Below are 21,081 nucleotides of genomic sequence, written 5' to 3'. Positions count from 1 at the left end.
GGTTATTTTTCCGCGTTGGCCAGACCGTCGTTGACCCAGGCCATGAAGATGCGATAGCCGATGGAGAGCAGGGTGGCACCGATGAACATGCCGAGGATGCCATTGGTGGCCATGCCGCCGAGGGCCCCCAGCAGCACTACCGGCATGGGCGCATCGACACCACGCCCCAGCAGCAGCGGCTTGAGCACGTTGTCGGCCATGCCGGCCACGACCAGCAGCACTGAGTAGATGACGTTGAGCAGGGTGCCGTGATCCCCCGCCATCCACATGAAGGCAATGGCCGGTCCCGTGATCAGGATGACGGGGACCTGAGCGATACCCAGGATCAGCGCCAGGACGAAGAAGATCCCGACCGCCGGGATCCCGGCGAGGGACATGATGACGCCAGCCAGCAGGGCCTGGATGAAGGCGACCCCGATGACCCCCATGGCCACGGCCCGGATGGTGCTGGTGCACAGCTTGGTCAGGGCGAGGCCCTTGCGCTCATCGGTGATGCGCATGGCGATGCGCTCGGCGCTGATGGCACCCGGTGCCCCCCAGGCCATGATGATGCCAGCCACGATGAAAGAGGCGACGAAGCCCAGCAGGCCGCCCCCCATGCTGGCGAGCATGGTGACAGTCTGCTTGGCCATGTCGCCGAGCTGCGGCTTGTAGCTGATGAGGAGGCTCGGCAGATCCACGGATGCCTTGGTCCATAAGGCGTGCAGCTTGGCACCGATCAGCGGGATGCTGGCGATGTCGGCGGAAGGTGCCGGAATCACCAGAGTGTTGTTGTTCACCTTGTCTATCAGGGCGCTGACGCTGTCACCCAGGGAGCCGAGCATGGCAACGGTGGGGGCCACGATGAGCAGGATGCCCAACAGGACCAGCAGGGTGGACGACTGGCCCTGTTTTCCCCCGAGTCGGGCGGCAAAGCGCTGATGGAGGGGGTAAAGGGTGACCGCCAGGATCAGGGCCCACAGCATCATGTTCATGAAGGGGGAGAACACGGTGAAGCAGAACGAGCCTAGCGCCAGAATAAGGCCAAATTTGATGAACATGTCCAGGAATCTGGCAACCAATCTTTTTTCGACGAGGGACAGATCGTTATTTTCCATGCTGATATGACTCCAGAGAGGGATGGATGCATGACCCCGCTGACCCTGTGTGAACTCAAGGTCGGCATTCTGGTCGATGGACAATTAATAAGTTTGTTTTCAATGGTTGAGGCATACATCGAGCGCACCTGCACGTTATGTATGGCACAGGTGTTCAAGGCTTAAAAAATATTTATCTGCTTGATATGTCGTTGATTGGAAGGCCTGCATTGAGCAGGGCCGAGAATAATGAATGGCCCGATCACGCACAAGTGAACAGTGGTGCCCGGTTTAGCCTGGGTTCAGAAAATCACGACAATCCTCTTTCATGGAACAGGACATCGCATGCAGGGTCTCGAATAAACCTCGCGGTTCACGGGGCGTCGCGCTCCCGTCCGAGGCGATGTGCCCATCTCTGTTGGCCGATGCCGCCCGATATGGCAGTTGGTGTTCCCGGGAGTGACGCTTTATTCTATTGGCTCCTGCGCTGCGGCGATCCAACCCGGGATGAACACCATGCACCTCTCTCTCTCCTGCCCCGTGACTCGTCTTCCCCGTGTGGCCTGGCTGGCGGCGCTGCTGCTGGCTGGTTGCGGCCCCGACAAGCCTGTCAACCAGGTACCGACCACCGAATCCACTGCCCGGCAGGAGGCAGGAGCGCCCGCCTCCGTGGTGCAGGCCAATGCACGCCAATACCGCGATGCCCCGGCGCTGGCGCTGGTCTTCTCCGGTCCATTGGTGCCCAAGGCAAACTGGCAGAGTTGGCTCGGGGTCAGTGAAGGGGGCAAGCAGGTGCAGGGGGAGTGGATTCTCGCCGACGATGGCCGCACCCTCTATTTCCCGAACGTTCAGCCCGACAAGCGCTACGAGGTGAGCCTCAAGTCGGGGCTGGGCCCATCCCCCCAGCGCTGGACCCTCAAGACCCGGCCGCTGGAGGCGGGGGCGTCGTTTACCGCGAGCGGCATGGTGTTGCCGCTGCGCGACGAGCTGCGCCTGCCCATCAGCGCGGTCAATGTGGACGAGATCAATATCGACTTCTTCCGGGTCGATGCGGAGTATCTGCCCCGTTTTCTGGCCGAGTATCGCCCCGGTGCCGGCATGGGCAACTGGGAGCTTGAGCAGATCACCAAGCGGGCCAAGCGGGTATTCAGCGGCCGCTATGCGCTGGAGCTCGATGCCAACCGGCGCGAGACCCGCCTCATCAATGTGAAGGAGCCGCAGCTGGCGGAGGCTGGCGTCTACTTTGCGGTGATGTCGCCCCTTGGCAACTACGACTGGCGCAAGGAGACCACCTACTTTGCGGTGAGCGACATGGGGCTCAGTGCCCGCCGTTACCGCGATGAGCTGGAGGTGTTCGTGAGCTCCCTGGCCAGCGCCGACCCGCTCAAGGATGTGCAGCTCTCCCTGCTCGACGAGAAGGGCAACCGGCTGCAGGTGCAAACCACCGACCCCCAAGGTCATCGCCGTTTCGATCAGGTGCAGGGGGCTCGCCTGCTGCTGGCCGAGCAGGGCAAGCATCTGGCGGTGCTGCGCCTCGATGGCGCGGCCCTCGATCTCTCCACCTTCGATCTCGGCACCCAGCCCTGGCAGGCCCAGCAGTTGTATCTCTTTAGCGGGCGCGATCTCTATCGCCCCGGCGAGCGGCTCGACAGCGAAATCCTGCTTAAAGGACAAGATGGCCAGCTGCTGCCGGGCATGGCGGTAGAGCTGGAGGTGAAGCAGCCGGACGGTCAGCTGCTCGAACAAAAGCGCCTGCTGCCGGACAATCTTGGCGCGGCCCACTACGGCCTGCGTTTGCCGGATGATGCGCCGCTCGGGCGCTGGACCATCAACCTCAAGACCGCCGCCGGCAGCCGCTTCGAGTGGCCTTTTCTGGTGGAGGAGTTTCTGCCGGAGCGGCTGAAACTGCAGCTTGGCAAGGGGCCGGATGGGGAAGTGACGAGTCTGGACGCCGCCCTGACGCTGCCACTGCAAGGGGACTATCTCTACGGCGCACCTGCGAGCGCCACCAAGGCCAAGGCGGAGGTGAAAATCAGCCGCGCCACCATGCCCTTTACCCAGTGGCAGGAGTTCACTCTGGGTGATGTGCTGCTCGCCGAGCAGGCCAAGGATCTTGAGCCGCTGAATCTCACCCTGGATGCGCAGGGGCAGGGGACATTTTCGCTTGCTGATGAGCTCGATGGGGTGCGCGGTCTCGGGCCGCTGGAGGTGGCTTATCGGGTGTCGCTCTCCGAACCCGGTGGCCGCGCCGTCAATCGCAGCCGCACCCAGTATGGCTGGCCCGCAGACAGCCAGTGGCCGGCACTCAAGGCCGATTTCGTAGCGGAGCGGGTAGAGGGGGGCAAGCCGCTCCCCTTCCAGATCCTCAACCTCGATAAGCAAGGCCAGCCGGTGGCGGGGGCGGTGAAGGTGCGCCTCATCAACGAGTACCGCGACTACTACTGGCACTACGCCGATGGGGAGGGGTGGAAGTACGAATTCAACAGCCAGCCCTATCTGGAGCAGGAGCAGACCCTGCAGCTGGATGGCAAGGGGCCGACCCCGCTCACGCTGCAACTGGCGGCGGGCTGGTATCGGTTGGAGGTGGAGAACAGTCAGGGCCATCAATCCAGCCTGCGGGTGGAGATAGGTAGTTACGCCTGGGGCGGCGGTGGGGAGCAGGCGCGGCCCGACAAGATTGCCATCACCCTCGACAAACGCGCCTATCAGGCGGGCGACAAGGCCAAAGTGACCCTGGTGGCGCCGCGCCCCGGCAAGGGGTTGCTGATGGTGGAAGATGGCGACGGCCTGCGCTGGTGGCAGCGTATCGAGCTCAAGGGGGCCGGCAACGATGCCAAGGATGCCCGAGGCGAATTCGAGATCCCGGTCAGCCCCGAGTGGCAGCGCCATGACCTGCATATCTCGGCCCAGATCGCCGCGCCAGACAGTGACTCAAAGCCGGTGAGCCAAAAGAGTGTGCAGAGCCTGCGCTCGGTCGGGCTGGTGCCGCTCACCCTGGACCGGGAAGCGCGCCGTCTTCCGCTCACCCTGAGCGCGCCGGACAAAGCGGTGCCGCTCACCCGGCTGGAAGTGACCGCCACCTCCACCCCCAACAGTCAGGGCCGTGTGGTGCTGGCGGCGGTGGATCGGGGTGTGCTCAACATCAGCGATTATCAGCCGCTCGACCCGTTCGAGATCTTCTTTGGTCGCAAGCGCTTCGCGCAAGATTTGTTCGATAACTACGGTCAGGTGATCCCGCCGCAAGATGGCAAGCTGGCCCGCCTCAACTATGGGGGTGACCGGGCGCCGCTGAAAAAGGGCGGCGCGCTGGAGAGCCGAGTCGAGATAGCTGCGCTCTGGAGCGGCGAGGTGAGTTTTGACGAGCAGGGCAAGGCGGTGATCCCGCTCGATCTGCCCAACTTCAACGGCGAGCTGGCGCTGATGGCGCTGGCCTGGAACGAACAGCAGGTCGGTGAGGCCGAGCGCGCCGTCAAGGTAGTGGCGCCCCTGGTGGCCGAGATCGGCTGGCCGCGCTTTGGCGCCAGAGGGGATGAGACCCGGGCGTTGGTGCAGCTGCGCAATATGAGCGGTGAGGATCAGACGCTCTCCCTTGCCTGGACCCTCAACGGCGGGCTGAAAGCAAACGGCGAGCTGCCCGGCACCCTTTCCCTTAAAAATGGCGAGGAGCAGTGGCTGACCCTGCCGCTCACCGTGACTGGGGCGAGCGGCGTGGCAAGCCTGCAGTTGGCTGCCAGCGGCAAGGATTTTGCCATCAGCCGCGACTGGACTTTGCCGCTGCGTTCCCCCTGGCCTGCCGAGACTCGCCAGCGCTACCAGATGCTGGCTCCCGGCCAAGAGATGGCTTTTGCGCCAGCTGAGCTGACCGGGCTGGATCGTGCCAATCTGCAGGGGCTGCTCAGCCTCTCCGGCACTCCCCCCTGGGATCCGGCAGCCCAGTGGCAGGCGCTGGCCGACTACCCCTATGCCTGTCTGGAGCAGACCCTGTCCCGTGCCTGGCCTTACTTGCTGACCACGGCGGATGAGCGCACCGCCTGGAGCAAACCCGCACAGGGCAACAAACCGGCGAGCGAGGCGGATGTGCAACGCGCCCTGCTGCAACGGCTGCAACGGTTGCAACTGCCAAGCGGCGGCTTTGGCCTGTGGGATGGTCGCTCCGACGAGGAGCAGTGGCTCACCGCCTATGCCGCCGACTACCTGCTGGCGCGCAAGGAAGCGGGCGACGCCGTGCCGGAGGCGATGCTCAATCAGGCTTTGAACCGGCTGCAAAGCTATCTCACCGACAGTCAGTATGGTGAGCGCTGGAGCAGTGCCCCCGAGCACAGCCGGCTGGCCTATCAGGCCTACAGTGCCTATGTGCTGGCCCGGGTGGGCAAGGCGCCGCTCGCTACCCTGCGCCTTATCTGGGAGCAGCAGGCCGATCATGCCCGCTCCGGCTTGCCGCTCTTGCACCTCTCGCTGGCGCTCTCGGCCATGGGGGATGAGCAGAACGCCGCCAAGGCCCTCAGTCGGGCATTGGCGACCGAGCGCGGGGACGACTATCTCGGGGATTACGGTTCGCCGCTGCGCGATCAGGCCCTTGAGCTCTCCCTGCTGCGCCAGCACAAGCTGGCTGCGGAGCGCTGGCCGGCCCTCAGTGCCAAGGTGGCCGATACCCTGGCTCACCGTCAGTGGCTCAGCACCCAGGAGCGACTCGCCCTGCTGCGACTCGCCCGCGTCGATCCGGCCGTCGACTGGCAGGCCAGGGTGACCTCCTCTCTTGGCAGTGGATCCCTGAGCGGTTCGGTTCCGCTGCAGCAGGGTGCCCCCGAGGCACTGGCGGCGAGCACCGTCACCAACGAGGGCAAGGGATCCCTCTATGTGCAGCGCACCCTGGTCGGCTACCCCGAACAGGCTCCTACCAGATTGAGTCAGGGGATAAGCGTGACCCGCAGCTGGTTCAACAGCGACGGTCAGCGTTTTGACCCGACCAAGGTGAAGGTCGGCGATCTGGTGGTGGTGCGGCTCAATGTCAGCAGTGAATCGGCGGTGCCCGATGCCCTGCTGGTGGAGATGGTGCCCGCCGGCTTCGAGCTGGAGAATCCGGCCCTTGGCACCAGCATCAAGCTCGAAGAGCTCTCCATCGAGGGGAAACCAGCGTGGCAGAGCGAGTGGAACGACTACCTCAATCATCAGGAGTTTCGCGATGACCGCTACACGGCGGCGCTGGATCTGAGCGCCGGGAGCAACCAGCAACTGGTCTACCTGATGCGGGCGGTGACGCCGGGTCGCTATCAGGTGCCGCCGACCCAGGTGGAGGATATGTACCGCCCCGAGCTGCGGGCTGTGGGTGAGGATATCCACGAGGTGATCATCTCTGAGTAACAAACCCTCCCTTGAGCGGGTTCGCCCGCTCACTTTCTGGCGGTGCGGCTGGCTGCGACTGTGTCACGGTGGCCGCATTTGCCGCCACCGGCTTGGCCGTCTGCCACGCTGGCTGCGCTACTCGGTGCTGGGGGTTGTGGCACTGCTTTTGTCATTGCTGGCGCTGGATCGACTCTTCCCGCCGCCGCCACTCGACCCGGCCTACGCACGGGTGGTGCTCGACATGAAGGGGCGACCGCTGCGCGCCTTTGCCGATACCAGCGGCGTGTGGCGTTACCCCGTGACCCTGGAGCAGGTTTCCCCCCGCTATATCGAGGCGCTGCTCGGCTACGAGGATCGCCATTTCTGGCGTCATCCCGGAGTCAATCCGGTGGCCATGGTGCGCGGGGTCTGGCAGTGGCTGCGTTACGGGCGCGCCGTGTCGGGGGGCTCGACCCTCACCATGCAGGTGGCGCGTCTTATCGAGCCCTACCACAGGAGCGTGCCCGGCAAGCTGCGCCAGATGGCCCGTGCGCTGCAACTGGAGTGGCACCATGACAAGCGCACCCTGCTCACCGTCTATCTGAACCGGGCGCCGTTTGGCGGCAATCTGGAGGGGGTGCAGGCGGCAAGTTTTGCCTATCTCGGCAAGAGCGCCGCCAAGCTGACCCATGCCGAGGCGGCGCTCTTGGCAGTGCTGCCCCAGGCCCCCAGCCGCAACCGGCCGGACAGGCATCCCGAGCGGGCCCGCACCGCCCGCGACAAGGTGATGCAGCGGCTGGTGGCACAGGGCGTTTGGCCCGAACAGGTGTGGCAGGAGGGGCGTATCGAGCCGGTGCTGGCTCGCGGTCACTTCACGCCGATGGAGGCGCCGCTCTTTGCCCGCCTCGCCGCCGACCATCAGGCCGGGGCCCTGGTGCATACCACCATCGACGGGGATCTGCAGCGCTGGCTGGAGGGGCGGGTGGCGAGCTATATCCGCCGCTTCCCCGAGCAGACCTCAGCGGCGTTGCTCCTGGTCGACAACAGGACCATGGCGGTGCGCGCCTATGTGGGCAGCGCCGAGTATGGCAATCTGCGTCGCCACGGTTACCTCGACATGGTGCAGGCGATCCGCTCTCCCGGCTCTACGCTCAAGCCCTTCATCTACGGTCTGGCGATGGACGAGGGGTTGGTGCACTCGGCCTCTCTGCTCTCCGATGCACCAAGGCTGGGCTCGGAGTATCGCCCCGCCAACTTTTCCGGCGCCTTTCAGGGGCCGGTGACCCTCGCTCAGGCGCTGCAGCAATCCCTCAACGTGCCGGCGGTGCAGGTGCTGGAGGCGCTGGGGCCGGACAAACTGGTCAGCCGTCTCGACAACGCCGGGGTGAGGCTGGCCCTCTCCGACAAGCCCAATCCGGCCATTGCGCTGGGGGCAGCGGGCATTCGGCTCGAGCAGCTGGTGGCGCTCTACAGCTCGCTGACCCGGCAGGGGCAGGTAGCGATGCCGGTCTGGCTGGCGGGGCAGCAGGCGGTGTCGCGCCCCTTGCTGAGTCCGGGGGCCGCCTGGATCATCTGGCAGATATTGAGCGCCCAGGGGCGCGCGGATCAGCCCTTTGCCAGCGAGGCGACCGGCCGGGTCAACCGACTGGCCTGGAAGACCGGCACCAGCTATGGCTATCGCGACAGCTGGGCCATGGGGGTCTCCGGTCGCTGGACCATCGGCGTCTGGCTGGGGCGCCCCGACGGCACCCCCATGCCCGGCTTTTATGGACAGAGTGCGGCAGTGCCACTGCTGCTCTCTGTCTATTCGCGGCTCTCGGACAACAGCCCCCTGCCAGCACAACCCAACACGGTGAGCGAAGCCGAGATCTGCTGGCCCTTGGGGCGCAAAATGAGCTCGACCCTGCCTGAGGCCTGTTTGCAGCATCAGAGCGCCTGGTTGCTGGAAGGGCGCGACCCTCCCACCTTGCCGGATCCCATGGATTGGCCCTCGCCGCTGCGCCAGGTTGCGCTCACTGTCGACGGCAAGCCGACGCTGACCCGCTGCCACGATGCGGCACAATCCGCTTTTAGAGCGCTCTGGCCGCTGTCGCTGGAGCCATGGCGCTCACCGGGCGAGCGGCGTCAGGCGCTGCTTGCCAGGGGCTGCGCGGGGGAGGGGCAGAGCGCCGAGCAGCAGGCCCCCATCCGCATCCTGGCACTGGGGGAGGGCAACCTTATCCGCAGTCAGCGCTATCGGTTGCAGCCCAGGGTGCTCGGCGGTGTCGGAAAGCCGGCATGGTTTCTCAACGGCCAGCGGCTGCGCTGGGACGGGGATCAAGTAGTGAGCAAGGCGGGCCGCTATCAGCTGGTGGTGGTGGATGAGGCGGGAAACAGCGATCGCATCGAGTTTCGGCTGGAAAACCCCTCCTGAGGGCGTGGTGAGCGCCAGAATATTGACGGCATCGGTGATGGTCCCGATGCCGTCAGTTGATTGTCGATTCCCCGGCAGAGGCGGGGAGTCAGGGCTTGACCTGCCCCAGCCGGGTGAAGAAATGCCGGCTCTTGCGCTGGTGGAAGTGGCTCTTCTTGATGGGATGAAACACCAGGTCGCTCTGTGGGTGACTCCCCTTGAGGTGGTGGATCATCGCCATGGCCGGTAAGCCAGTACTGACGAGCGTGGTGAGCGGCAGGGTGACGGTCTCGGGTCCCAGCAAGGGTGTGAACCCCTGCTGGGCCTGCTCGAAGCGGGTCAACACGGCGGGTTCGGCGTAGCCGCTGCCCAGCATGGCGAGCAGGGCATCGAGGGCCTGATGGAGCTCGGCGAGCTGCTGACGAAAGCCGCTTCTCCCCCGCAGGGCAATGAGCTCTGCAAACGGGATGTCGGCCAGGTGAGTGGGCACTTGCAGCGGGATCTCGAGGTGGAAGCAGTCCTGGCCGCCCCGGTTGTGGTAGCGGGATTCGAGCAGATGGAGCAGCCGATCCAGATAGTCGTGATCGGTAATAAGCGCCCCGTCATTGGCGAGTGCCCACTCACGGGCGAGGCGCATGGAGAGCAGGTTGGCAAAGCGGCGCGCCATTCTGATCCCCCCTTCATCCTGCGTCGCAAAGCCGTGGGTCAGACAAAACCCGTGCAGCCGCTCCAGTCCCGCCTGAACCGGGCAGAAGCAGTCGTGGTTGGGGGCTGAACGCCAGCGGGCGATGAGCTCTCTGTTGCCAAACACCTTGTGGCGGACAAAATCGGGGGCGACCAGGCCGGCAATCTGGCTCTCCACCTGGGGCGTGATATGGGCGAAGAAGGCGGGTTGTGGCGGCTCGGCCAGCAGGTCGGTTTGCTGGCGCAGGGTCTCCAGCAGGGCGGTGAGACCACTCTTCTCACTAACGGTGAAGACGAAGGCGAGCCGCTCCAGATAGAGCAGGGCAAACTTGAGCCAGAGCTCGTCGCGTACCTCCATGCCGGGGTAGTAGATATGGGTTTTCATGAATGCTGTGTTGCCAGGATGCAGGGGTGGGAATATACGCATGATTGCCCGGATGCGGCAAACTTTGCGTGGGGGAATGTGAGCAGCCGCTCATGCAGTAGGCGCTGGTCACAAAGTTCTGATATAATTCGCGCCCTTAAATCAAGGCCACCCGAGTCATTACCATGAAGTTCATTATCAAGTTGTTCCCTGAAATCACCATCAAGAGCAAGTCGGTTCGCCAGCGTTTTATCAAGATCCTGCAGGGCAATATCCGCAATGTCCTGCGCCGCTTCGACGACGATGCCCGGGTGCGGATGGATTGGGACAAGCTGATCGTGAGCTCCCGCAATGACCAGTTCCGCGAGCAGGCCATCGAAGCCCTGGCCTGCATCCCCGGCATTCAGGCCTTCCTCGAGGTGCAGGCCAGCAAGTTTACCGACCTGCACGACATCTTCGAGCAGGTGAAAGCCGTCTGGGGTGATCAGCTCGAGGGCAAGACCTTCTGCGTGCGTGCCAAGCGCCACGGCAAACACGAATTCTCCTCGCTGGAGATTGAACGTTACGTGGGCGGCGGTCTGAACCAGCACTGCGTGAGCAACGGTGTGCGCCTCAAGAACCCGGATGTGAAGATCAACCTCGAGATCGATGGCGAGGAGCTTTTCATCGTCAGCGCCATCCACCAGGGGCTGAGCGGCATGCCCATCGCCACCCAGGAAGATGTGCTGAGCTTGCTCTCCGGCGGGTTTGACTCGGGTGTCGCCTCCTTCCAGTTCATCAAGCGTGGCTGCCGGGTGCACTACTGCTTCTTCAATCTGGGTGGGGCGGCTCACGAGATCGGCGTCAAGCAGGTGGCCTATCACCTGTGGAACCGTTTCGGCTCCTCCCACCGGGTGCGCTTCACCGCGGTGGACTTCGAGCCCGTGGTGGCCGAGATCCTCGAGAAGATCGACAACGGCCAGATGGGGGTGGTGCTCAAGCGGATGATGATGCGTGCCGCTGCCAAGGTGGCCGACGAGTTCCAGATCCCGGCCCTGGTGACCGGCGAGTGCGTTGGTCAGGTTTCCAGCCAGACCCTCACCAACCTGAACGTCATCGACCGGGTGACCGACAAGGTGATCCTGCGCCCGCTCATCACCTGGGACAAGCCGGACATCATCAGCGAAGCCCGCCGCATCGGTACCCTGGAGTTCGCGGAGACCATGCCGGAGTATTGCGGCGTGATTTCCAAGAAGCCGACCGTGAAGGCCGAGCTCTCCCGCATCGAGGCGGAAGAGGAGAACTTCGACTTTGCCATTCTGGACAAGGTGGTGGCCGAGGCCCGTTACCTCGACATTCGTCGCATCGGTGAAGAGACCGCCGCCGAGGTGCAGGAGGTGGAGACCACCGCCGAGAGCGGTGACGACGAGGTGATCCTGGACATTCGCTCCATGGAGGAGCATGACGACAAGCCGCTGGTGGTGGAAGGGCGCGAGATTATGCATATCCCCTTCTTCAAGCTGGCCACCGCCTTTGGTGACCTGCCGAAAGAGAAGACCTACCTGCTCTATTGCGATCGTGGCGTGATGAGCAAACTGCAGGCGCTTTACCTGAAAGAGAAGGGCTTTGCCAACGTCAAGGTCTACCGTCCGTGATGTGACGGCAAGACGCGTATAAAAAATCCGGCCAAGGCGCCGGATTTTTTATTTCACTCGGATGAAGGTAGACGCTCAGGGGCAGGGGACCGGGGTGAAGGTTTCCTGACCCTGACAGCGCCAGCCCATCTCGGCCTGACGCATCTGCCACAGGTTGTTGCTGCGAAACAGGGTCAGGATGTAGAGCATGTCGCTACGCTGGCCATCAAGAGCCACCGAGAGCACCAGATCGTTGTCCAGCTGTTGAGCATGGATACGGGTGGGTACATCTTTATGGCCGACGAAGCGGCGAGCCACTTCGCGATAGTCGTTGACCCAGCCTTGCTGACTGCTGCTCGCCTGACGGATCTGCTGGTTGAACTGCTGTACCGGGGTGGATGCCAGACGCCCGAACAGGGCCTGTGCCCCCGCATGAGCCGCTGCCACCATCATCAGAACAAGCGTGGTAATGAGCCCAAGTTTTTGCATGAGGTTTTCCGGCTTGAAACGACCCCTGTATGACAACAGAAAAGCCGACTTGGTTCAATCTTGTCCCTGCCGGGATGGGATCTCGCCCACTCTGAGGCTTCTCAGTTGCGCTGCAGCGAGAAGGTGGGCAGGGAGAGGTGCCAGTAGATGGCCGCCACCCGCAGACCAAACACCCCCAGCATGCTGATGAGCATGGCGCTGACCCTGTCTACCCCGACCTCCAGCGACAAGGTATAGAGGATGCCGCCCAGAATGCAGGCGGTGGCGTAGATCTCCTTTTGCAGCACCATGGGCACTTCCCGGGCCAGCACGTCCCTTATCATGCCCCCAGCGACCCCTGTCATGGTGCCCATCAATACGGCGATAAGCCCAGATGTACCAAAGTTGAGGGCTTTTTGTGCCCCGATCACGGTAAAGAGCGCCAACCCGAAGGCGTCCGCCACCGGCAGCACGTACCAGGGCATGCGACGGGGCAGTTTGACCATCCACATGCCGATGAGTGCCGTGGCAATGACCACCCAGATATAGAGGGGGTCGCGCACCCAGAAGACGGGGGTTGCCCCCAGGATCATGTCGCGGATGGTGCCGCCCCCGATGGCGGTGACCGCCGCCAGCACCATGACACCGAAACCGTCCATCCTGAGACGGCCGGCCACCAGTACGCCCGAAAACGCGAATACCGCAGTACCAAACATGTCGCTGATGTAAACAATCTGCTCAACCAGTGTCTGCATGGAGAACAACTCACGTCCAATAGATGATGGGGCGGCGATTTTAGGGGCAAGGTGTGGGGATGAGCAATGCTGGCGTGCAAAAGTGGGAGCCAGCGCCGGTTTCTGAAGGCTGGGTGAATATCACGCTCCCGCCTTGTCTGATGCGGGCTGTGGGCACTATGGCTCGGGGGGCGGGCTGTCAGGTGACAAAAAATCCCGATTTTTTTCTCAAGGGAAGGGAATAGAGGCCGATATATAGGTTAGGCGGCGATTACTGCCATAAAGGCAGAAAAAAGAAATTAAAGTCTTGTGAAAAGGCGCCGTTAACTAAACATATCAGGCACAAAACACAATAAAGCCTGAGTGAATTAAAGTTAAATTTTAATAGCTTAGGAGAAAAATCATGAGTCTGTATATCAATACCAACGTTTCATCGCTCAACGCTCAGCGTAACATGATGAACAGCACCAAATCCCTGGATACCTCCTACACCCGTCTGGCCTCCGGCCTGCGCATCAACAGCGCCAAGGACGATGCGGCAGGTCTGCAGATCTCCAACCGTCTGACCTCCCAGATCAACGGTCTGGACCAGGGCAACCGCAACGCCAACGACGGCATCTCAGTTGCCCAAACCGCGGAAGGGGCCATGGATGAAGTGACCTCCATGTTGCAACGGATGCGGACACTGGCTCAGCAGTCAGCCAATGGCTCTAATAACAAAGATGACAGAGATGCTCTGCAGGCAGAATACAAGCAGCTTTCTACCGAGATCAACCGTGTTGCCAACGATACCACTTTTGGGGGTCAGAAGCTCTTGTCTGGGGGGTATAAGGGCACCTTCCAGGTTGGCGCAGATGCAGGTCAGACCATCTCCTTCAAAATGACCACTGCATTTACGATGTCTGGTATTGCCAGCGTTACTAAAGGGAGTGCGACGATTGCTCAAGCAACCAATACTACTGCCGCAAGTACAATTGGAGATGCTTGGGTTGTTACTGCAGCGACATCGAACACTATTACAGTAGATTGGTCGGCAATCAGTGATATTTCCGGCTCAACCGATTCCAATGCGCAGTTGGCATTTGCCAACCTGGACAAGATGATTCAGGTGGTGGATAGCAAGCGGGCTGAGCTGGGTGCTGTACAGAACCGGTTTGACTCAACAATCCGCAACCAATCCAATATTTCGGAAAACGTAAGTGCTGCCCGCTCCCGTATCCGCGACGCAGATTTTGCAACCGAGACCGCCAACATGACCAAGCAGAACATTCTGCAACAGGCGGCTTCCAGTATCTTGTCCCAGGCCAATCAGCGCCCGCAGTCTGCTCTTTCTCTGCTGCAAGGCTAAGCCGACTCAGTGTAGAAAGTGTAAGAAAAGAAAAGGGCGGTTGTTCAGGCCGCCCTGGTAACAAGATGGAACAATGGGGTGTTCGGATTTACGCCTTGTTCTATCGAAAGAGAAGTTCTCTTATTGGTATACCCCTCGAGTGTTGCGCAGATCGTTCACTCTGTCACCTTCGAGGTTGTTCTCCTGAGCGTAAGCTCTTCTTTGGCCGACATTGTCGGCCTTTTTTATGGGCGTCGGAAAAGCGACGTCACATAACACACAGCACAAAATGTGCCAACTTAATGTGCTTGAAATGCTCTGCCAATACGTATGGTAGTTAGCGGAGGGATAGGAGCTGTGCTCTGTCGTTCTCATCGCAAGCGGAGAGCGCTTGCCTCTTTACCGGTGAAAGCGGCAATAAATTTCCTAAAGCTTCTGGTAGAGATGCCGTTACAGAGTATGAAGCAAATTGAGGGGTGTTCGGAAATCCAGCATTTGCGCAACTGCGGGTCCTGTGTCTGTTCAAACAGAGGACCCGCCAGATGGTACAGACCGTTCAATCTGTCCGTCTGAACGGTGGGTCCCTGGCTGTATAGATGCAAACAGAGCCCGCAGTTTCTTGTTCATCAGGAGATAATTTTTATGGCCATGTATATCAATACCAACACTTCATCACTGAACGCTCAGCGTAACTTGATGAACACCAACAAATCGCTGGATACTTCCTATACCCGTCTGGCCTCCGGCCTGCGCATCAACAGCGCCAAGGACGATGCTGCGGGTCTGCAAATCTCCAACCGTTTGACTTCTCAGGTCAATGGTCTGGATCAGGGTAACCGCAACGCCAACGATGGTATCTCGGTCGCTCAGACTGCCGAGGGAGCCATGGATGAAGTAACCTCCATGTTGCAGCGGATGCGGACTTTGGCTCAGCAGTCTGCAAATGGGTCTAATAACAAAGATGATAGGGATGCGTTGCAGGCCGAGTACAAGCAACTGACCACAGAAATTAACCGGATTGCAGGGGATACCACCTTTGGGGGCCAGAAGTTGCTGGATGGTGGCTACAAGGGCTCTTTCCAAGTTGGCGCCGATGCTGGCCAGACCATTTCCTTCAAGATGACCACAGCTTTTACCATGTCAGGTATTGCTAGCGCCACTAAAGGCAGCGCGACAATTGCTCGCGCAACCAACACTGCTGCCAGTACTACAGCAGATGCTTGGATTGTTACTGCAGCGACATCGAACACTATTACAGTAGATTGGTCGGGAATCAGTGACATTTCTGGCTCTACCGATTCCAATGCGCAACTGGCATTTGCCAACCTGGACAAGATGATCCAGGTGGTAGACAGCAAACGGGCTGAATTGGGGGCAGTACAAAACCGCTTTGATTCAACCATCCGCAACCAGTCCAATATCTCTGAAAACCTGAGTGCTGCACGCTCCCGTATTCGTGATGCGGACTTTGCGACCGAGACAGCCAACATGACCAAGCAGAATATTCTGCAACAGGCTGCGTCCAGCATTTTGGCACAAGCTAATCAGCGACCGCAGTCTGCGCTGTCCCTGCTTGGCTAAGCATGTAGCTGGATTGAGATGGGAGATAAGAGATGACAACTGAACTCGCAAATCTGTCATCTGCCAGTGGTGCTTCCGTACAGCTAAGTGACAAGAGCGGCCAAGTGGCCGCTCAATTACTTTCTGGTACGGCTGAGGAGGCAAAAAACGGCGGGCAGCAGGAAAAAAATGAGAGTGCTCACCCAATACCGCAAAGTGCGACAGAACTTGCCAAGCAGGTACAAAACTTGCAAGACTTTGTTCAACAACAGGGGTGGACTGTAAATTTCAGTATGGAGAAGGAGCTGGAGCAAGTGGTTATCAAGGTAGTTGATGCCGATACCAGGAGGGTGATCCGTCAGATCCCCAGCGAAGAACTCATTGCTATCAACAAGCGGATCCAGGCTTTGGTGCAAGGTGAGGCTGGCGCCAATCCCAGAGTCGGTTTGTTGTTTGATAGTGAGATATGAGCTGTTAATGACTAGTGAGGAGAACAGACAATGGCAACGATAACATCTGCTGGCGCAGGGTCCGGTATCGATCTGGAGAGTGTGATCTCTGCCAGTTTGAATGCCAGAAAGGCACAGCTCCAGCAGCCAATCACGACCAAAAAGACCAATGCCCAGATAACGCTCTCCGGGGTCGGTCAATTGAAATCTGCGATTGCCTCCTATGTCACGACTCTCAAAGATATGGCGAAGACGGATGCATTCAACAAGCGAGCCGTCAATATTACTCAAGATAAAGACAACCCCATTCTCAAAGTGGAGAGCAAGGCTGGTGCATCAAATGGCCAGTACAATATCACTGTCAATAAATTGGCGACAACCAGCAAATTCGAGGGAACTTTTGACAGTTCGACCACAGCGCTTGCAACGGAAGACGGTACTCTGACTTTTACCGCAGGGGACAAAAAGTTCAATGTAGAAGTCAAAGCAGGTGATTCGCTGCAAACCATTCGAAAGAAAATCAATAATAATGGCGATAATTTTGGATTGACTGCGAATATCATCAATACAGCGGATGGCAAGGCCAAGCTGGTAATGGATTCAGGAGTCAGTGGTACCGGAAAAGATCTACAGATTACGGGTAGTACTGCAGGCGTGAGCAGTTTTGCTTCCTCTCTTACCAAAACCCAAAGTGCCAGTAATGCAGAAATAACCGTTGATGGTAGTGTGCTCAGCAGTGATACCAATACTTTTGATGGCACTATCATGGGGCTAAAGGTCACCGTGCTGCGTGAATCAGACAAAGACACTGATGGTAATGCAAAGTCAAATAAGGTTGATGTCACCACGGATAAAGATGGCATCAAATCCATGATCAAGAGCTTCATCGATGGTTACAACACATTGGTGAGTAAGGCTGACGGATTAGGGAAGCGTAATAGCATCGTGGCAGGTGAAAGCCAGGATGATGGTGGTGCCTTGGCCGGGGATTCAGTAACACGCAGTGTGATCAATCAGATGAGTAGCATCCTTATCACCCCGTCTGAGAATTCGAACGTATTCGATACAATCTTCCAGCTTGGGATAAAGATGGACAACAAGGGGGTTCTCTCTCTTGATAGCGAAAAGTTTGATGAGGCGCTAGATAAAAACTTTGAACAGGTAGTAGCCATTTTCGGTGGTGAGAAAGGGGTTGCCGGTCAACTGGCAACATCTCTCGAAGATTATTCGAAAACAGGTGGATTACTTGCTCAACGAGAAGACTCCCTTAATACAGACTTACGCTCTTTAGCACAGAAAGAGTCAGATGCATCAGCCCAGTTAGTGAAATATGAGGCTAGTTTACGTGCTCGTTATGGTGGTCTTGATACTCTACTTGCCAAAATGAACCAGTCTGCATCTTATTTGAGCCTGATTAATACCTCAAACTCATCATCTTGATTTTTATTTTGGCGATTCCGAGTGAGGAGGATACATCATGTATCACAAGCATATTAAAGCTTACACAACCCAGAACCTTCAAGCCGAAATGGCTGTTGCTGATCCTTATCGTGTTATTCAGTTGATGATGCAAGGCTGTATTGAACGTGTTGCTCAAGCGAAAGGGGCAATAGAGCGCAAGGATTTCGAAAATAAGTCTATTGCGATTTCCAAAAGTATGGCACTGATTAACGGTTTACAGGACGCGTTGGATCTTTCATATGGTAAAGTACCTGAGGACTTGTTCGCTCTTTACGATTACATGAAACAACGCCTATTGGACTCAAGTCGTAATATGGACGTAGCGCCGTTAGATGAAGTCAGTAAACTAATGCTTACAATTAAAAGTGGTTGGGATGCTATCCCAGAAGAAGAACGCAAGCAGGTTTTGGCAAATAAGGTTGCTATATGAATGAGAGTAGCCTCTTGTCTGAATTGAGCGATCAGCTTGAACAGGCAATCCTGTCTCAGGATATTGATTTGGCTCATCAGATTGCAGATAAGAGGCTTTGCTTATTGAAAAATATTATTGATGCAAAAAACATATCAGAGGAAATTATTAGTGTAGCGGTTGCAGAACTAGAGAGAGAAAATAAATTGCGATCATTAGTCGAAGATGAAAAGTCTAAGATGCAGCAACAAATTAAAAACATTCTGTCTGCAGAAAAAATAAGCAACATATACAAGGCAAACTCAAGGTAAGCAGGTTCAATATGGACTTCGAAAGCAAGATAAACTCTCTGGAAGTTGAACTAGGACGCCTGCGTGCTCAACAAGAACAAGAACAAGCGATGCTGGAGGTACTTCCTGCCAGATTTGAAATGAATATGACTGCATTTTCATATTATATCCCAGATATATATGAAAAATTCAAATCATATAATCCAGTGAGCGGGTTCAGTTTTTTCTGCGGTGAAAATGGCATTCCTAACTTACGCTGGAATGATTCTAACATGTCATTTTATGGTGACGATCCTTATAAAGAGTGTGAAGATCAGATTGGGGCAGTTTTAAATAGTCCAGGATCTATTCAGACGATAGAATTTTCAAAAGAAGATAATCCAATTGACTTTATTCATGTGGACTACATGAATAAAATGATGAAAGTTAGGGACATTGCCTCTGAGAAACTGATGCCAATCAGCAAGGTTGGGGAAGATATTCCTCTGATGCTTATGTACGGAGTTGGGTTAGGGTATCAGTTATCTTACCTCTATGAGCAATGTCGCCCTAGAATTCTTTTTGTTATTGAGCCGAACTTCGATCTTTTTTATGCATCTTTATTTACCTTTGACTGGTACAAGCTGCTTGAGTATCTAAATGAAGAAGAGCTTGGTATTCATATTTTTCTTGGTCAAAACAAAGATGAAGTAATACAAGACATTACTGTTGCCTCTGCAAAAATAGGTTCCTATCTTTCTGCTGCAACTGTTGGTTTCTGGCACTATAAGAGTGATGAAATAATTGAGCTTATTACCAGGACAAAACAGGAATTTTTCTTTTTGATTAGCGGATGGGGCTTTTTTGATGACAATGTTATTGCCTTGTCGCATTGCGTTGAAAATATAAGGCAAAATATTCCTTTTCTTGTCAAAGGAAAGTCTTTGGATGATAAATGGAGAGATATTCCGGTATTTGTGATCGGTAATGGACCATCTCTTGATATCGCTATAGATAAGTTAAAGTCCTGTCAACACCAAGTAATTATACTAAGCTGTGGTAGTGCACTATCTTCATTATATAAGGCAGGTATACAGCCGGATATTCACGTACAGGTTGAGAGAACTAAGGTCGTACCTGACTCACACTTATTATTAAAAGATGACCAATACTTGAAAGGAATATTGTTTTTAAGTGTGGACGTTATCCATCCTGATTGTGCCAAGCAATTTGATAGAGTTGGCCTAGCTTTCAAATCTTTTGAGCCTGGTTTCCCTCTTATTAAAATGCATTCTTCGGTTGCACGTACTAGAGACATTCTTAGTTCTGCTAACCCATTAGTGGGGAACACCGGCCTGGCAACAGCATGTCGTTTGGGCTTTAGGAATATTTATCTAATTGGCATTGATAATGGATATAAAAGCAATGCACACCATCATTCTAAACTCAGCTTTTATTTTGACGACACAGGCAATCAGAAAGACAAGTTATCAATTCAAGTTAATAAAAAAAGCAATCATCTTGTGCCCGGCAACTTTGGTGGTGAAGTAGAAACAACCAACATGATGATTAGTTCAAGAACGGTTATGGAAAATCTTATTGAAGCGTATGCTGATGTCCTTTTTTATAACTGTTCAGATGGTGCTAAAATAAAAGGTGCTGTACCAAAAAGAATAAATGATATATCCTTTAATAATTTTTATTGTGATAAAAATAGCTTATTGAATCATATCGTCAATGATATATATAAGCCTATGGATATAGATGTTAATAAGTTGGAAGAAAACTTTCATATAGAGTTGTTTAATGACTTTATTGATATGTTCATTCGAGATTGGGATAAATGCTTTTCGACTAGGGAAGATATTGTGTCGAACATGTTGAAGGTTCGTGATTATCTTCTTGCTATGAGAGTGAATGGATATGAGCACATATATAGATGCTTGATTGGTTCAATCAATTATTCTTATAGCGTTATACTTTCCACTCTGTATAGATTTGATGTTTGTGACGACTTATACAAAACAATAAATGATATTATAAAAATCATGGTGGAATACTTTGTAGCTATAAAAAATAAATATGTCCGTGCACTCAGCAGTGTTGATAGAAAAGAACATGGACTGTTTGATCACTAATATTCAAAGCTACAAAGGTGCTACTGACCTACAATATAAATGACATGCAGGTCAGTTAGCACATACATCACTTTCTTAGTTTTCCCATATAGATGCCATTTACCCACCCTGAAGGTGTCAAATAATGATCTTGCATTTCACCTTCAATCATATAATTATTTTTTAAAAAAGCTTTAATTGATGCTTTATTGTTAATATATGTACCAGCAGTGACCTTGTGAACCCCGAGGTTGGTAAAGCAATAGTTAGTGACGATTTCAATTGCTGCCGTGGCAATACCTTTCCCCCAAAATCTCTTATCGCCAATAACAATACCTATGTCAACTCTATTGTGGTATGGGTCTACACTTGAAATTTTCACGTTGCCAATGTGAGTGGTTGTATCATCATCAATAATTGCAAGCAGTAATTCCTTCCTGCTTTTATCCTGGAAATATTTGAGGAGCGAGCTCATATCCCACTTTGTGAAGCGAGATTCAAGGTATTTATTGACTTCTGTATCATTGAGCCAATTGCAGTATGTCTCAGTAACATCTGAGATTGTCAGGTTTCGAATTGTAATAGATGACTCTTGCCCATCTAACTTCTTTTTTAAGATGACTTTATCTGTATTCATATATCAGACCTTTTTAAGGGACGATACCTCCACCGGAGGTGGTTCATTCACGTTCAGACATGCTTGCAGCCCAGATACGCCAGCGCCTTGAAGATAGGGTCGTTGTCCAGTGTCTTGCCGAGAATGGCGCTCTTGTTGCGCTCATACCATTCATTCCCTTCCCGGGCCATGAAGACATTTTTCTGATCCATGGGATGTT

At 55.9% G+C, this 21,081-nt stretch carries 17 protein-coding genes; 11 read left to right on the top strand and 6 right to left on the bottom strand.

The features are described 5' to 3' along the window. Positions 1 to 2: 2 nt before the first annotated feature. On the bottom strand, positions 3 to 1,097 hold the full coding sequence (locus tag BGO64_RS01190; RefSeq protein WP_139736570.1) for an AI-2E family transporter: 1,095 nt from the start codon (positions 1,095 to 1,097) through the stop codon (positions 3 to 5). A gap of 30 nt (positions 1,098 to 1,127) precedes the next feature. Between BGO64_RS01190 and BGO64_RS01185 the strand changes: the two genes are divergently transcribed. From BGO64_RS01185 to pbpC, 3 genes are all read left to right on the top strand, one after another. Beyond that, entirely contained in the window at positions 1,128 to 1,262 is a 135-nt protein-coding gene (locus BGO64_RS01185) for a hypothetical protein (RefSeq protein WP_010674281.1), read from the top strand. Positions 1,263 to 1,592: 330 nt separating this feature from the next. Next, a complete protein-coding gene (locus BGO64_RS01180) occupies positions 1,593 to 6,437 on the top strand; it encodes an alpha-2-macroglobulin family protein (protein WP_286700026.1) in 4,845 nt (1,614 codons plus the stop codon). A gap of 52 nt (positions 6,438 to 6,489) precedes the next feature. Then, positions 6,490 to 8,811: a penicillin-binding protein 1C gene (pbpC, locus tag BGO64_RS01175; RefSeq protein ID WP_286700078.1), complete on the top strand. Its 2,322-nt coding sequence runs from the start codon at positions 6,490 to 6,492 to the stop codon at positions 8,809 to 8,811. An 88-nt stretch (positions 8,812 to 8,899) separates the two neighbouring features. On the opposite strand, the gene BGO64_RS01170 is transcribed toward pbpC, so the two are convergent. Continuing rightward, positions 8,900 to 9,859 (bottom strand): hypothetical protein, encoded by a 960-nt coding sequence (locus BGO64_RS01170; RefSeq protein ID WP_286700025.1) that lies wholly within the window; start codon positions 9,857 to 9,859, stop codon positions 8,900 to 8,902. 164 nt (positions 9,860 to 10,023) lie between these two features. Here BGO64_RS01170 and thiI point away from each other — a divergent pair, with 164 nt between their 5' ends. After that, on the top strand, positions 10,024 to 11,472 hold the full coding sequence (gene thiI / locus BGO64_RS01165) for a tRNA uracil 4-sulfurtransferase ThiI (protein WP_039038656.1): 1,449 nt from the start codon (positions 10,024 to 10,026) through the stop codon (positions 11,470 to 11,472). A gap of 75 nt (positions 11,473 to 11,547) precedes the next feature. Here thiI and BGO64_RS01160 read toward each other — a convergent pair whose 3' ends face one another. Next, entirely contained in the window at positions 11,548 to 11,940 is a 393-nt protein-coding gene (locus BGO64_RS01160; protein ID WP_039038657.1) for a hypothetical protein, read from the bottom strand. 101 nt (positions 11,941 to 12,041) lie between these two features. Beyond that, positions 12,042 to 12,674: a trimeric intracellular cation channel family protein gene (locus BGO64_RS01155; protein WP_041212810.1), complete on the bottom strand. Its 633-nt coding sequence runs from the start codon at positions 12,672 to 12,674 to the stop codon at positions 12,042 to 12,044. 382 nt (positions 12,675 to 13,056) lie between these two features. Between BGO64_RS01155 and flaA the strand changes: the two genes are divergently transcribed. The 7 genes from flaA to BGO64_RS01120 all read left to right on the top strand — a co-directional run bounded on the left by flaA (position 13,057) and on the right by BGO64_RS01120 (position 20,266). Beyond that, positions 13,057 to 14,001: a flagellin A gene (gene flaA / locus BGO64_RS01150; RefSeq protein ID WP_045525415.1), complete on the top strand. Its 945-nt coding sequence runs from the start codon at positions 13,057 to 13,059 to the stop codon at positions 13,999 to 14,001. A 621-nt stretch (positions 14,002 to 14,622) separates the two neighbouring features. Next, positions 14,623 to 15,561: a flagellin B gene (flaB, locus tag BGO64_RS01145; protein ID WP_041212812.1), complete on the top strand. Its 939-nt coding sequence runs from the start codon at positions 14,623 to 14,625 to the stop codon at positions 15,559 to 15,561. Between the two features lie 32 nt (positions 15,562 to 15,593). Next, on the top strand, positions 15,594 to 16,010 hold the full coding sequence (locus BGO64_RS01140) for a flagellar protein FlaG (protein ID WP_286700024.1): 417 nt from the start codon (positions 15,594 to 15,596) through the stop codon (positions 16,008 to 16,010). 30 nt (positions 16,011 to 16,040) lie between these two features. After that, positions 16,041 to 17,429: a flagellar filament capping protein FliD gene (gene fliD / locus BGO64_RS01135; RefSeq protein ID WP_041212814.1), complete on the top strand. Its 1,389-nt coding sequence runs from the start codon at positions 16,041 to 16,043 to the stop codon at positions 17,427 to 17,429. A gap of 37 nt (positions 17,430 to 17,466) precedes the next feature. Then, the gene (gene fliS, locus BGO64_RS01130) at positions 17,467 to 17,880 is read left to right on the top strand and encodes a flagellar export chaperone FliS (RefSeq protein ID WP_041212815.1); all 414 of its coding nucleotides are present in this window, start codon (positions 17,467 to 17,469) and stop codon (positions 17,878 to 17,880) included. After that, complete coding sequence (locus BGO64_RS01125) at positions 17,877 to 18,170, top strand: hypothetical protein (RefSeq protein WP_048207387.1); 294 nt, start codon at positions 17,877 to 17,879, stop codon at positions 18,168 to 18,170. Before fliS ends, BGO64_RS01125 begins: the two co-directional genes overlap by 4 nt. Positions 18,171 to 18,181: 11 nt before the next feature. Then, positions 18,182 to 20,266 carry a motility associated factor glycosyltransferase family protein gene (locus tag BGO64_RS01120; protein ID WP_286700023.1) on the top strand — a complete coding sequence of 695 codons (2,085 nt, stop codon included), beginning with the start codon at positions 18,182 to 18,184 and terminating at the stop codon, positions 20,264 to 20,266. A 67-nt stretch (positions 20,267 to 20,333) separates the two neighbouring features. On the opposite strand, the gene BGO64_RS01115 is transcribed toward BGO64_RS01120, so the two are convergent. Beyond that, complete coding sequence (locus BGO64_RS01115; RefSeq protein ID WP_050498282.1) at positions 20,334 to 20,882, bottom strand: GNAT family N-acetyltransferase; 549 nt, start codon at positions 20,880 to 20,882, stop codon at positions 20,334 to 20,336. A 53-nt stretch (positions 20,883 to 20,935) separates the two neighbouring features. Then, positions 20,936 to 21,073, bottom strand: coding sequence for a hypothetical protein (locus BGO64_RS01110; protein WP_234921667.1), 138 nt, complete (start codon positions 21,071 to 21,073; stop codon positions 20,936 to 20,938). Positions 21,074 to 21,081: the final 8 nt, after the last annotated feature.

The organism is Aeromonas sp. 62-46 (genome assembly GCF_001898585.1).
In the GTDB taxonomy this organism is placed as follows: Bacteria; Pseudomonadota; Gammaproteobacteria; order Enterobacterales; family Aeromonadaceae; genus Aeromonas; species Aeromonas caviae.
The sequence above is the reverse complement of the archived record's forward strand: the minus strand, read 5'-3'. Positions and strand labels throughout refer to the sequence as shown.

What these genes read in the sequence shown, in the direction of transcription:
- BGO64_RS01170 (WP_286700025.1), bottom strand. Translation starts at nt 9,859, where the DNA reads ATGAAAACCCATATCTACTACCCCGGCATGGAGGTACGCGACGAGCTC.
- BGO64_RS01110 (WP_234921667.1), bottom strand. Translation starts at nt 21,073, where the DNA reads ATGGATCAGAAAAATGTCTTCATGGCCCGGGAAGGGAATGAATGGTAT.
- fliD (WP_041212814.1), top strand. Translation starts at nt 16,041, where the DNA reads ATGGCAACGATAACATCTGCTGGCGCAGGGTCCGGTATCGATCTGGAG.
- BGO64_RS01180 (WP_286700026.1), top strand. Translation starts at nt 1,593, where the DNA reads ATGCACCTCTCTCTCTCCTGCCCCGTGACTCGTCTTCCCCGTGTGGCC.
- BGO64_RS01190 (WP_139736570.1), bottom strand. Translation starts at nt 1,097, where the DNA reads ATGGAAAATAACGATCTGTCCCTCGTCGAAAAAAGATTGGTTGCCAGA.
- BGO64_RS01160 (WP_039038657.1), bottom strand. Translation starts at nt 11,940, where the DNA reads ATGCAAAAACTTGGGCTCATTACCACGCTTGTTCTGATGATGGTGGCA.
- BGO64_RS01115 (WP_050498282.1), bottom strand. Translation starts at nt 20,882, where the DNA reads ATGAATACAGATAAAGTCATCTTAAAAAAGAAGTTAGATGGGCAAGAG.
- BGO64_RS01120 (WP_286700023.1), top strand. Translation starts at nt 18,182, where the DNA reads ATGGACTTCGAAAGCAAGATAAACTCTCTGGAAGTTGAACTAGGACGC.
- flaB (WP_041212812.1), top strand. Translation starts at nt 14,623, where the DNA reads ATGGCCATGTATATCAATACCAACACTTCATCACTGAACGCTCAGCGT.
- flaA (WP_045525415.1), top strand. Translation starts at nt 13,057, where the DNA reads ATGAGTCTGTATATCAATACCAACGTTTCATCGCTCAACGCTCAGCGT.
- fliS (WP_041212815.1), top strand. Translation starts at nt 17,467, where the DNA reads ATGTATCACAAGCATATTAAAGCTTACACAACCCAGAACCTTCAAGCC.
- BGO64_RS01125 (WP_048207387.1), top strand. Translation starts at nt 17,877, where the DNA reads ATGAATGAGAGTAGCCTCTTGTCTGAATTGAGCGATCAGCTTGAACAG.
- BGO64_RS01185 (WP_010674281.1), top strand. Translation starts at nt 1,128, where the DNA reads ATGACCCCGCTGACCCTGTGTGAACTCAAGGTCGGCATTCTGGTCGAT.
- thiI (WP_039038656.1), top strand. Translation starts at nt 10,024, where the DNA reads ATGAAGTTCATTATCAAGTTGTTCCCTGAAATCACCATCAAGAGCAAG.
- BGO64_RS01155 (WP_041212810.1), bottom strand. Translation starts at nt 12,674, where the DNA reads ATGCAGACACTGGTTGAGCAGATTGTTTACATCAGCGACATGTTTGGT.
- BGO64_RS01140 (WP_286700024.1), top strand. Translation starts at nt 15,594, where the DNA reads ATGACAACTGAACTCGCAAATCTGTCATCTGCCAGTGGTGCTTCCGTA.